Source organism: Enterobacter sp. DVT3837 (assembly GCF_056238685.1).
In genome coordinates this window covers 222,913-235,462 of sequence record NZ_JBWDLA010000002.1, presented here as the reverse complement: position 1 = coordinate 235,462, position 12,550 = coordinate 222,913, and the positions used below count along the sequence as shown (strand labels likewise).

The 12,550-nt window shown below is 54.8% G+C and carries 8 protein-coding genes and 1 pseudogene; 5 read left to right on the top strand and 4 right to left on the bottom strand.

From position 1 onward, the window contains the following. Positions 1-52 precede the first annotated feature (52 nt). Entirely contained in the window at positions 53-2,833 is a 2,781-nt protein-coding gene (locus AC0XWG_RS15955; protein WP_128348833.1) for a flavocytochrome c, read from the bottom strand. A 608-nt stretch (positions 2,834-3,441) separates the two neighbouring features. On the opposite strand from AC0XWG_RS15955, the gene AC0XWG_RS15950 reads away from it, so the two are divergent. Both AC0XWG_RS15950 and fumA read left to right on the top strand, forming a co-directional pair. Continuing rightward, positions 3,442-4,950: an anion permease gene (locus AC0XWG_RS15950; protein ID WP_023325580.1), complete on the top strand. Its 1,509-nt coding sequence runs from the start codon at positions 3,442-3,444 to the stop codon at positions 4,948-4,950. A gap of 55 nt (positions 4,951-5,005) precedes the next feature. Continuing rightward, a complete protein-coding gene (gene fumA, locus AC0XWG_RS15945; protein WP_128348834.1) occupies positions 5,006-6,655 on the top strand; it encodes a class I fumarate hydratase FumA in 1,650 nt (549 codons plus the stop codon). Here fumA and AC0XWG_RS15940 read toward each other — a convergent pair. Beyond that, a pseudogene (locus tag AC0XWG_RS15940) lies at positions 6,649-6,783 on the bottom strand (LysR family transcriptional regulator); the annotation flags it as partial. The gene fumA and the pseudogene AC0XWG_RS15940 sit on opposite strands and share 7 nt — an antisense overlap. A gap of 355 nt (positions 6,784-7,138) precedes the next feature. Between AC0XWG_RS15940 and tcuC the strand changes: the two are divergent. Then, on the top strand, positions 7,139-8,452 hold the full coding sequence (gene tcuC / locus AC0XWG_RS15935) for an MFS transporter (protein WP_128348835.1): 1,314 nt from the start codon (positions 7,139-7,141) through the stop codon (positions 8,450-8,452). Beyond that, complete coding sequence (locus AC0XWG_RS15930) at positions 8,449-9,237, top strand: substrate-binding domain-containing protein (protein ID WP_049005752.1); 789 nt, start codon at positions 8,449-8,451, stop codon at positions 9,235-9,237. Before tcuC ends, AC0XWG_RS15930 begins: the two co-directional genes overlap by 4 nt. On the opposite strand, the gene psrA is transcribed toward AC0XWG_RS15930, so the two are convergent. Next, positions 9,212-10,111 carry an L-proline-binding transcription factor PsrA gene (psrA, locus tag AC0XWG_RS15925; RefSeq protein WP_028019615.1) on the bottom strand — a complete coding sequence of 300 codons (900 nt, stop codon included), beginning with the start codon at positions 10,109-10,111 and terminating at the stop codon, positions 9,212-9,214. The two genes, AC0XWG_RS15930 and psrA, sit on opposite strands and share 26 nt — an antisense overlap. Before the next feature lie 334 nt (positions 10,112-10,445). Here psrA and mtfA point away from each other — a divergent pair, with 334 nt between their 5' ends. Beyond that, the gene (mtfA, locus tag AC0XWG_RS15920; protein WP_028019616.1) at positions 10,446-11,243 is read left to right on the top strand and encodes a DgsA anti-repressor MtfA; all 798 of its coding nucleotides are present in this window, start codon (positions 10,446-10,448) and stop codon (positions 11,241-11,243) included. Here mtfA and AC0XWG_RS15915 read toward each other — a convergent pair. Continuing rightward, the gene (locus tag AC0XWG_RS15915) at positions 11,240-12,451 is read right to left on the bottom strand and encodes an MFS transporter (protein WP_108089629.1); all 1,212 of its coding nucleotides are present in this window, start codon (positions 12,449-12,451) and stop codon (positions 11,240-11,242) included. The genes mtfA and AC0XWG_RS15915 overlap by 4 nt on opposite strands. Positions 12,452-12,550 lie beyond the last annotated feature (99 nt).

Below are 12,550 nucleotides of genomic sequence, written 5' to 3'. Positions count from 1 at the left end.
CGGGGAATATGCCGGATGGCGCTGCGTTCATCCGGCCTGAGAAACAGGTGCCTTACCTCTTTTTCGAACGCATAGCCGCCTGGTGTCCAGCCAGAGTACCAAAAATAATGATATCTGCCACTGCGTTACCACCAATACGGTTACCGCCGTGGATCCCGCCGACCACTTCACCGGCAGCAAACGCCCCAGGCAGTACGTTGTGGTTGCTGTCCAGTACGCAGGTTTCGGTATTGATGGTCACGCCGCCCATGGTGTGGTGCACGCCTGGTGCAATCTGAATGGCGTAGAATGGCCCTTCGTTGATTGGCGCACGCAGCGCGGTGGTACGGCCAAAATCATCGTCATGCTGTTTTTCAACGAAACCGTTGTAACGTTCCAGCGTCGCCAGGAAAGCGTGGTAATCCATCCCCAGGGCCTCAGCCAGTGCTTTTGGTGAGCTGGCGCTGGTCACAAACCCCTTGGCGATATACTCATCTGCGGCTTTGTTTTTGGCACGAACATGTTCATCAAAGACGATGTAGGCGTATTTCTCTGGCAGCGCGATGATTGACGCCGAGACTTTATCGCGTGTCGACATTTCGTTGTAGAAGCGTTCCCCTTTCTGATTTACCAGAATCGCCCCGCCGCCGCGGATAGATTCGGAAATCAGATACGATGTTTTCTGCTCAACGGTTGGGTGAATCTGGATTTCGCCCATATCAACGGTGCCTGCACCAATACGTTCCAGCAGCGCAATACCGCCACCGGTCGCCCCTTTGTGGTTGGTGGTAACGAAACCTTCCAGGTCCGGACGGTATTTCACCACCATCTGGCTGTTGGCACTGAAACCACCGGTGGCAACAATGACACTTTTGGTTGCTACGGTAATAGTTTCATTCTCTTCGGTGGTCAGGCGCACGCCGGTGACTTCACCGTTTTCGAAGATAATATCGCTGACGGAGGTGTCCAGCATGACGTCGATGTTGCGTTTGTTGACGTTACGCACCAGACCGCTAATCAGGTAGCCACCCACCGCAGAGCCGTCTTTTGGACGGTGAGTACGGTCGATGCTCATCCCGCCGGTGGTGGTGATGTCGTTTAGCATAATGCCGCGTGTTGCCAGCCACTCAATCGCCTGCGGCGCGTTCTCAACAAAGCGGCGCAGCAGTTCCGGGTTGTTCTTGTTACCGCCGCCTTTCAGGCTTTCCTGGTAGAACAGCTCTTTGCTGTCCTGAATGCCCTTCACGCGCTGGAAGCGGGTTTCGGCGGCGTTCATCCCGGCAGAGGCTTTAATGGTGTTCCCACCGATGGTTGGCATTTTCTCAACAATCAGCACGCTTGCGCCTTCGTCGTGAGCCTGGATGGCGGCGGCCAGACCGGCACCACCGCTACCAACCACCACCACGTCCACGCTGCGGGTTTCATTCGGGTCGGCGCCCTCTTCTGCTGCCAGCGCTTTGCTGGATTTCAGCATTGCTTTCGAGACCGCTTTCTTCACCGCCTCACTCTGGCTGGTTGCGCCAGTGATGGCATCCACATGCGGGGTGTTGGCATCCAGAATGCGGGTACGGATCTCTTCAAAGCTTGTCACAAACTCAACGTCTTCGCTCGGACCCGATGCGAGTTCGATATCCGCAATGCGGTCGGTCTCCAGGCTGACGTTAATCACCAGCTCGTTAGCATCGTCCTGCACTTTCTCAACAAAGGTGCCCGGTTTGAATTTGGATTCACCCATGCTCATGTCGCGGATCATCGCTTCCACCAGCGAGAAGCGCCACAGCGGTTCAGGGATGTTCAGCTCTTCACGTTTGGTGCTGTCCATAAACAGCTCAAGGTTTTCACCGGCCGCGATGCGGTCAGTCCAGTCCGGGTAAGCGATGGTGGCGCGGCCAACGGCAATCAGGTCGTAACCGTGGTCCAGCGCTTCATTCACGTCTGACACATTCACCACGCCGCCCACGCCCATGACTGGAATTTGCGCCAGGGTCTCAGAGCGCAGGGTGCAGTATTTTTCGATAAGCGGAGTCGGGTCCTGGGTATCAACAATAGAAGGACGCAGAGTGGCACCCACGGAGAAGTGCAGATAATCCACACCGCGCGCCGCCAGTTTCTCCAGCAGGTACATGGTGTCTTCAAAGCGGATGCCCGGCACTTCCAGCTCTTCAGGGGAGAAGCGATAGCCAATAATAAACGCGTCGTCCGCGTACTGGCGCACCATTTTGTGAGTAATTTCCAGCACCGCTAGCGGGAATTTCGCACGGTTATCACGGCTGCCGCCCCATTCATCCGTGCGCTGGTTTGAGTTCGGGGAGTAGAACTGCTGGATCAGATAGGTATTGGCCCCGTGGATCTCGACACCGTCAAAACCGGCCTGAATCGCGCGGCGCACGGCTTCACCAAACTTACCGATCATGCCTTCGACTTCGGCAGTGGTCAGCGCAACCGGTGTCGCGGCACCGTCACGTGGAGCGGCAACTGCGCTTGGCCCTACCGGCGTACGGCCACCGATCAGTTTCGGGTCAACCATACGGCCGCCGTGGTAGATCTGCAGCAGGGCTTTAGAACCCTTAGATTTAATTGCCTCAGCGATTTTCGCCAGCCCGGCGATTTTCTCGTCATTATCAATACCGATCGCACCCGGGAAGGCAAGACCGAGATCGTCGACAAAGCAACACTCAACAATAATGGTGCCAATGCTGCCGGAACGGGCCCGATAGTACTCCACTAGCTCGCTGGTCACCGTACCGTCATAGTAGCCGGTACAGGTTGTCATTGGGGCCATTAACAAACGGTTTTTCAGTTCGGTACCATTCGGTAATGTGAAGGAACTCAGAATGCGTTCGTTAGTGCTCATAATAGAAAACTCCAAACTTTTAAAAATTAAGAATTCGTTATCGGATTGATTTTTTATTTCGTCGTTCTTTGCCGATGTCATGATATTAATATAATGATTTTTTTAGTTTCTAAAGCTATTACGTTAGTTAAAAAACTATTTAACCCCTTCAATAACACAAATAACACATTGGTGTTAGAGAATGTAATTCAGTCATTCACAATAATTTAAAATACGTTAAATAAAAATTGGTAAAACCAATTTCCAAATAAATAATAAAACAATCAAAAACAACAAGATAAAAAACAAAGAAAACATAAATGTTACGGAAATGATAAAACAAACCAATAAAACACGTAATACCCACATACGCCTGAGTGGTTATTAATAAAAGAATAAAAATAACGCTGCCATTCTGTTTTTTTGATCGTGATCAATAGTTATGGCATCCAAAAGCGCAATATAAAAACATCATCATTTTTTAATTTAGCGCAATCAAAAATGCGTTAAATCACTATTACTGAAAATACAAAAGCGCACCTTTAATAACTAAAAAAAGCAAAGAAACTTAAGAAAGCCATTTTGTTTTTCAGTACGACCGAATTTTTGACAACTTAAGACGTGAAACTATGAATACAAAAACTGCTGTAACGCCCCCTGTGGCGAACCAGGCATCAAATGGAAACGCAAAACGTCTGCTGATGATGGCACTGCCCGTCATCGTCGCCGTACTGCTGCTGTTTGTTCCGGTACCAGAAGGGCTGCCTCCTTACGCATGGCACTACTTCGCCATCTTTGTCGGTGTGATCGTTGGTTTGATCTTCGAACCGCTGCCGGGCGCGGTGATTGGCCTGACGGGCGTGGTGGCCATTGCGCTCTGTAGCCAGTGGGTACTGTTCAGCCCCGAACAGCTGGCCGACCCGAAATTCAAGCTGGCCGGTGCCTCTTTTAAATGGGCCGTGAGCGGTTTTGGTAACTCAACCGTTTGGCTGATTTTCGGCGCTTTTATGTTCGCCGCTGGTTATGATAAAACCCGCTTCGGACGCCGTCTGGCGCTGATTCTGGTGAAGTATTTGGGCCGTCGCAGCCTGACGCTCGGTTACGCCATTACCTTCGCAGATTTGCTGCTGGCACCGTTCACACCGTCCAACACCGCGCGTAGCGGCGGGACCATCTACCCGATTATCGCTAACCTTCCGCCGCTGTATGGTTCAAAACCAAACGATCCAAGCGCGCGTAAAATTGGTTCGTATCTGATGTGGGTGGCGATCACTGCAGCCTGTATTACTAGCTCAATGTTCCTCTCCGCACTCGCGCCGAACCTGCTGGCGCTGGCGCTGGTGAAAAGTACGGTTGGGATTGATATCTCCTGGGGTACCTGGTTCCTCGCCTTCCTGCCGCTGGGCATCCTGTTGATCCTGACCATGCCGCTGCTGGCCTACTGGTTCTACCCGCCAGAAGTCAAAGTGAACAACGAAGTGCCGCTGTGGGCGACCCGTGAGCTGGAAAAACTGGGCAAACTGTCCCGCAACGAAATCCTGCTGCTGGTATTCGTCTGCTGTGCACTGCTGATGTGGATTTTCGCTGCCGCATGGATTGAACCTGCCATGGCTGCCCTGCTCATCGTCGGCCTGATGCTGTGGACCGGCGTGCTGGAGTGGAACGATATCACCGGCAACAAAGCCGCGTGGAACACCTTCGTCTGGTTCGCCACCCTGGTTGCGCTGGCGGATGGCCTCTCGTCTACCGGCTTTATCAGCTGGCTGGGTAAAGAAGGTGGTTTGTTAATGAGCGGTATCTCACCGGGTGTGGCGACCATTGTCCTGCTGCTGGCGTTCTACCTGCTGCACTACCTGTTTGCCAGCACCACCGCGCACACCACCGCGCTGTTGCCAGCGATGCTGACCATTGCCTCCACCATTCCTGGCATGAATATGGAAGTATTCGTCCTGCTGATGGTGACCTCGCTGGGTGTGATGGGGATCATCACCCCTTACGGTACCGGCCCAAGCCCGATTTACTACGGTAGTGGTTACCTGCCAACCAAAGACTACTGGCGCCTCGGCACCATCTTCGGTGCCATCTTCCTGGCGGCCCTGCTGCTGATTGGTTATCCGTGGATGTCCATGATGTTCTGATTCCTGACCGCCGGGCTCATCCTCCGGCGGTTTTATTTTTGTGGAGCAATACGCTATGTCAAACAAACCGTTTATCTACCAGAACCCCTTCCCTCTCGCGCATGACGACACCGAATACTATCTGCTGACTAAAGAGCACGTCTCCGTTGCCGAGTTCGAGGGTCAGGAGATCCTGAAAGTCGAGCCAGAGGCGCTGACGCTGCTGGCACAGCAGGCTTTCCACGATGCTGCGTTTATGCTGCGTCCTTCTCATCAGAAGCAGGTTGCCGCCATTCTTCACGATCCTGAAGCCAGCCAGAACGACAAGTACGTTGCCCTGCAGTTCCTGCGCAACTCCGAGATTGCCGCCAAAGGCGTGCTGCCAACCTGCCAGGACACCGGAACGGCGATCGTCATGGGGAAAAAAGGCCAGCGCGTCTGGACCGGTGGCGGCGACGAAGCAGCCCTGAGCCAGGGGGTGTATAACACCTACATCGAAGACAACCTGCGCTACTCCCAGAATGCCGCGCTGGATATGTATAAAGAGGTGAATACCGGCACCAACCTACCCGCGCAGATTGATCTCTACAGCGTGGACGGGGACGAATACAAATTCCTGTGCATGGCAAAAGGTGGCGGTTCAGCCAACAAAACCTATCTCTACCAGGAAACCAAAGCGCTGATTACTCCGGCGAAACTGAAAAATTATTTGGTTGAGAAGATGCGTACTCTGGGCACTGCAGCCTGCCCGCCTTACCATATCGCGTTTGTGATTGGCGGTACCTCTGCGGAAAGCACCCTGAAAACCGTGAAACTGGCGTCCACCCGCTATTACGACGCACTGCCAACGGAAGGTAACGAACACGGCCAGGCGTTCCGTGATGTTCAACTCGAACAGGAACTGCTCCAGGAAGCGCAGAACCTGGGTCTCGGCGCACAGTTTGGCGGTAAATACTTCGCCCACGATATCCGCGTGATCCGCCTGCCACGCCATGGCGCGTCCTGCCCAATCGGCATGGGTGTTTCCTGCTCTGCAGACCGTAATATCAAAGCGAAAATCAACCGCGACGGGATCTGGATTGAAAAACTGGAACACAACCCGGGTCAGTATATTCCTGAATCTCTGCGCCAGCAGGGCGAAGGCGACGTGGTCAGCATCAACCTCAACAAGCCGATGAATGAGATCCTGGCGCAGCTCTCCGCGCACCCGGTCTCTACCCGTCTGTCGCTGAACGGTACTATCATCGTCGCGCGCGATATCGCCCACGCGAAGCTGAAAGAGTTGCTCGACAACGGCGAAGAACTGCCGCAGTACGTGAAAGACCATCCAATCTACTATGCGGGCCCTGCTAAAACGCCGGAAGGCTATGCGTCTGGTTCACTCGGCCCGACCACTGCGGGACGTATGGACTCATATGTGGACCTACTGCAATCCCACGGCGCGAGCATGATCATGCTGGCAAAAGGCAACCGCAGCCAGCAGGTAACGGATGCCTGCCATAAGCACGGCGGTTTCTACCTGGGCAGCATCGGCGGCCCGGCTGCGGTGCTGGCGCAAAACAGTATTAAGAGTCTGGAATGCGTGGCGTATCCTGAACTGGGTATGGAAGCCATCTGGAAAATCGAAGTCGAGAACTTCCCGGCGTTTATCCTGGTGGATGACAAAGGCAACGATTTCTTCCAGCAGATCCAGAACCAACAGTGCAAAGGGTGTTCACAGCGCTGAGCGCTTCCCGGCTTCCAGATGGTGACCATCGTCTGACTAATCCCCCGGCTGCCCACTTCGGTGCGCAGCCTTTTTTCGTTCTGCCACTGCACGGCATGAAAATGGGTTGGTAAGAATTCCTGGCCGCAGGCGGAGCCGTCCTTTAGCGCCCAGCCGCTGGAGGCCTCTCTGATGTTTAGCGCCATTGCCCGGGCGCTGCGCTAAATTGCCCCCGCCGGGTAATGAAGCGGTTACCCGGCACTTTCTGAAGCGCCCCTCTGCGCCACATCACAAAATCGCAATATCAGAGACTTACAGAATATTGGTGAATAAAAAGCCAACAACTTGTTAAGTTATTGTTGCCATTAATTGTATTTACACAGTGAATGGTATTCATGCAAAAAATGCATCAGCCGATGCGGCATTTGCGCTTATCTATTTCCTCGTCCTGATCCAGTTTTCAGAAACAGACGCGTAAAACGTCAACAATAACTGGAGATAACCATGTTTTCCTCAACCTCACCTGCAACCGTACGGTCTAAGGCGGGCGCGATACTTCGCGTGACGTCCGGCAACTTTCTTGAACAGTTCGATTTCTTTCTTTTCGGCTTCTATGCCACCTACATCGCCCACACGTTCTTCCCGGCGAGCAGTGAATTTGCGTCGCTGATGATGACCTTCGCCGTCTTCGGCGCGGGCTTTTTGATGCGGCCCATCGGGGCCATTGTGCTTGGTGCGTATATCGACAAGGTGGGGCGCAGAAAGGGGCTGATCGTCACGCTTTCCATCATGGCGGCGGGGACGTTCCTGATTGTGCTTATCCCCTCTTATCAAAGCATTGGTCTGTGGGCACCGCTGCTGGTGCTGACGGGCCGTCTGCTGCAGGGCTTTTCCGCCGGTGCAGAGCTTGGAGGCGTCTCGGTCTATCTGGCTGAAATCGCCACACCGGGCCGCAAAGGGTTTTACACCAGCTGGCAGTCCGGCAGCCAGCAGGTCGCCATTATGGTCGCCGCAGCGATGGGTTTTGCCCTGAATGCCCTGATGGAGGAGAGCGCCATTCGCGAATGGGGCTGGCGCATCCCGTTCCTGTTCGGCTGTTTAATCGTGCCGTTTATCTTCTTCCTGCGCCGCAAGCTGGAGGAGACGGAAGAGTTCAGCGCGCGCCGCCATCATCTGGAGATGCGTCAGGTCTTTAAAACGCTGCTTGGCAACTGGCAGGTGGTGGTCGCAGGCATGCTGATGGTGGCGATGACCACCACCGCGTTCTACCTGATCACCGTCTACGCCCCCACCTTTGGCAAAAAGGTGCTGATGCTCAGCGCCTCGGACAGCCTGCTGGTCACGCTGCTGGTGGCTATCTCTAACTTCGTCTGGCTGCCGGTGGGCGGCGCGCTGTCGGATCGCTTTGGCCGCAAGCCGGTACTGATTGCCATGACGCTGCTGGCGCTGGCGACCAGCTATCCGGCCCTGACGCTGCTGGCTAACGCCCCCAGCTTCTCCATGATGCTGAGCGTACTGCTGTGGCTCTCCTTCCTCTACGGCCTGTATAACGGCGCGATGATCCCGGCCCTGACGGAGATTATGCCTGCCGAAGTGCGCGTGGCGGGCTTCTCTCTGGCTTACAGCCTGGCAACGGCGGTCTTTGGCGGCTTTACCCCGGTAATGTCCACCGCGCTGATTGAATACACCGGTGACAAAGCCTCGCCTGGCTACTGGATGAGTTTCGCTGCCGTGTGTGCCCTGCTGGCCACGCTCTACCTCTACCGCCGCCGTGCGGTATCGCTGCAAAACACCGTCAAGTCACAGGAGGCAGTATGAAACGCACTTATCGCTATACCGCCAGCGCGCTGGTGCTGACGTTTCTGAGCGCCAATGCCTGTGCTCAGGACGTGAAGGTCATGATCTCAGGCGGCTTCAAAGCCGCCCTGGAAAAGCTGGCCCCGGAATATGAACACCAGACCGGGGATAAAATCGTGATCATCCCCGGCCCCTCAATGGGCACGACGCCGCAGGCGATCCCAAACCGCCTGGCGCGCGGCGAGAAAGCCGACGTGGTGATTATGGTGGGCGATGCGCTGGAGAAGCTCGAAAAAGCCAGCCAGACCCAGCCGGGTTCGCGAACTGAACTCGCGGACTCTCCCGTTGGCATGGTGGTGAAAAAAGGTGCGGATGTTCCTGATATCAGCAGCGAGGCGACCCTGCGTAACGCGCTGCTGCAGGCCAGCTCCATCGCCTACTCTGACAGCGCCAGCGGCAGGTACGTCAGCCAGGCGTTGTTCAAAAAGCTGGGAATAGAAAAAGAGGTGGCAGGTAAAGCGACAAAGGTCGAGCGTATTCCAGTTGCCTCAGAAGTGGCGAAAGGAAAATACGCCGTGGGCTTCCAGCAGGTCAGCGAGCTGCTGCCGGTTCAGGGCGTTACCTTTATCGGGAAAATCCCTGATAGTCTGCAGTACATCACGCGCTTCGCGGGTGCGGTCACCCGCCATGCCGAACATCCCGCGGAGGGGAAAGCGCTGCTGACCTATCTCGCCTCACCGCCCTCAAGGGCCGTCATCAAGGAGACGGGGATGATCCCCGTTACGTCCGGCGATACTGCTCGGTGATCTGCTTTTCCAGTTCAGCCGCTATGTAAGACTGGATGCGCCCCCGGCGCCGGATAAGCCCCACGGTGCGTTTCACTTCCGGCGCCACCAGCGGCAGATGGGTCAGCAGCGTATGCTCTGACGTCGGCATCGACATGGCGGGAACGGCAGCAATGCCAATCCCCGCCTCTACCATACCAAGCATCGTGGTGACGTGACGGGTTTCGCAGACGCTGGGGCGCTCGGGAACAATATCTCCCAGCATCCGATCGAGCAGGTTACGGTTACCTGACGTTTTATCGAGAGAGATATAATCCTGCTGATAAAACGCCTGCCACGTCAGGTGACTCTTTTGTGCCAGCGGGTGATCCTTTCTGCACGCCGCGACATAAACATCCTCCACCAGCGGAAAAAATTCGATGTCAGGCGGCAAGTTTCCTGCGAAGCAGATACCAAAATCCGCCTGGCTTCGGGCCACGGCGTCAATCACATTTCCTGCACTGCTATCGATGAGCTTAATGCGAACGCGGGAATAGCGAGACTGAAAACGACGAATCACGTCAGGCATAAAATAACAGGCCGCTGAGGGTACCGTGGCGACCGTGATAAGCCCTGTCCGTTCTTCACTGACTTTATCAACATCAGCCAGCATTGACTCTACGCTGTCGAGCAGCTGAGCGGATCGTTCAGCAAAGTTTTGCCCGTATAGGGTTAAGGCCACGCGGCGGGTGGTACGATCGAACAGCCGGTTTCCCAGCGCGGCTTCCAGCTTTTCAATCCTGCGGCTCAGCGCCGACTGGGATAAGCAGATAGATTCAGCAGCGACACGGAAGTTACCGTATTCCACTAACGCTCTGAAAGCATAGAGATCGTTAAGGTCAAAATTCACGGGCATGGCGTCTAAATGTCCTGTCAGGGAATACGCAACAAAGTCAAAAATAATAGCGTCTTATTGACCTACCGCAACCGGTTAGGTGTTGAAATTCAGATTAGCGTTCGTTGTGGTCAAGCTAACGATGGTTTCTCTTTGTCGGTGAATTCACTGAGACTACAGACAAGGCCACGACAGACGTCACAAAATGAAGGTGATGCCCGCAAACCGCTACCCACCGCTACGTACGAATGATAGTTTATTCAGGCTGGAATTGTCGCAGTGAGCGATTTTCTGGCATCTTAACCGAACCTGACTTTCCCATTTTTGTTCAAGTGACGAGTTTGCGAGCAAAGCGATGATAAAGTGGCCCTGGAAAACGAATGAGGCTGGCCGGGATGTGGCGCTGCCATGGGATGACGCGCTGACGATCCCTGTTCTGGCTAATCTAAACCCGGATGAACAATCGAAACTGGTTCAGCTGGCGGATCGTTTTTTGCAGCAAAAACGCCTGGTTCCGCTGCAGGGATTCGAACTAGACCCGCTGAAAAACGCGCGTATCGCCCTGTTGTTTTGCCTGCCGGTTCTTGAACTGGGTATCGAGTGGCTGGACGGTTTCCACGAAGTGCTTATCTATCCCGCGCCGTTCGTGGTGGATGACGAATGGCAGGACGATATCGGGCTGGTACACAACCAGCGCGTGGTTCAGTCCGGACAAAGCTGGCAGCAAGGACCAATTATCCTCAACTGGCTCGATATTCAGGACTCGTTCGATGCGTCAGGTTTTAATCTGATTATTCACGAGGTGGCGCATAAGCTCGATACCCGCAATGGCGATCGCGCCAGCGGCGTGCCATTGATTCCGCTTCGTGAGGTTGCGGGATGGGAGCACGACCTGCATGCCGCGATGGATAATATCCAGGATGAAATAGACCTGGTGGGGGAAAGCGCAGCCAGCATTGACGCCTATGCGGCGACCGATCCCGCAGAGTGCTTTGCGGTACTCTCTGAATACTTCTTCAGCGCACCAGAACTCTTCGCCCCCCGATTCCCGGCACTGTGGCAGCGATTCTGCCAGTTTTACCAGCAAGATCCCCTGCAGCGTTTACGGCAGAATGAGGATGCTGGCGGCCATTCTCCCCGCCAGGTCCATTAATTTTTTTCAGCAAGGGGACGCTCAGTTGATCGCACCCCTATGCTGAGCACTAAAAACATCAATGCCATGCCTAATGCAGCCATCGTTAAAAACTGTTCACCGTAAAAACGTGTCACTACAGGTACCAGCAGCGCGCTAACACCGTAGCCTAATGTGTGGCTGGTGGCGATCGCTCCCGCCCCTTTGCCCGTGGTTAGCCGATCGTTAAGCAGTAGCTGATATCCCGGTGTTGCCATGGCTGCCCCGAGCGACGTAATGACAATCCCCACGTAGAAAAGAGCCAGACCCGCCACAGACATCAACCCAAGCCCCACTACCATCAATACCGCGGCCATGCAGAGCAGTGTCACCGGGCTGAAATATTGCGGGCGGACCACCAGAAACTGCGCCGCGAGCGTTGCCAGCGCAGCCAGGCTCAGCAGGAGAGCAACATGATGGCTGATGTCCCGGGCGTTACCCTCCAGCAGCGGGCTAAGATGCGGTGACAGGCCAAGCTGCATTAAACTCACCAGGGCCGCCAGCAGCAGCGCCAATAACAGGAACGGCAGCATTGAAGCCCGCAAACGCGTCGACTGATGCGCCACTGGCGGTAACGGTGGGTCCGCCACTTCGCGAAGCACCAGCAGCAAAGCGATGAAAGGTGCAATCGCCATCAGCCAGAGCGGTGCTACCGGATTGACGCTGAGCATCAGCGCCGCCAGCGGTGGCCCAAGCAAACGACCACAACTCAGGCCGGAGCTAATTGTCGCCAGTGCGGTCATTCTTTTTTCCAGCCCCGCGCGCTGGATAGCCCACGTCTGAGCAGCAGGCACCAGACCTGAGACCGTCAGACCATAGAGCGTGCGCGAGAGAACCAACCCCGTCAGGCCCCAGACCTTATCCAGCATCCCGGCCGCCATCGCCCAGACCACCAGCGACATCACCCCGAAACTGACCAGATAGCCACTCAGCGAGGCCAGCATCACGACCTTACAGCCATGTCGCTCGCTCTGGCGTCCCCACCAGGGCGATGCGGGTAAAAAGAGCATGGATCCGAACATCAACAGCCCGGCCCAGACCGAAAGCGAAAGCCCTGTCTGGGTGACCAATTGCGGAAGCATGACCAGCAAACCGTTTTGCCCAATCCCTAATAAACCTGCACATAACGCCAGGGGCCAGTTGGCTTTTGGGGTGACGTTTTCCGTCAACGTTTTAGAGTCAGTGCGCATGAGAATGTGAACATAGTGTCAATAAATGTGTGGAAATCATGAAGTTTATGAAAACAAATATTGCAAAAATGGTTGCGACTGTAAACAGAATGAATATCA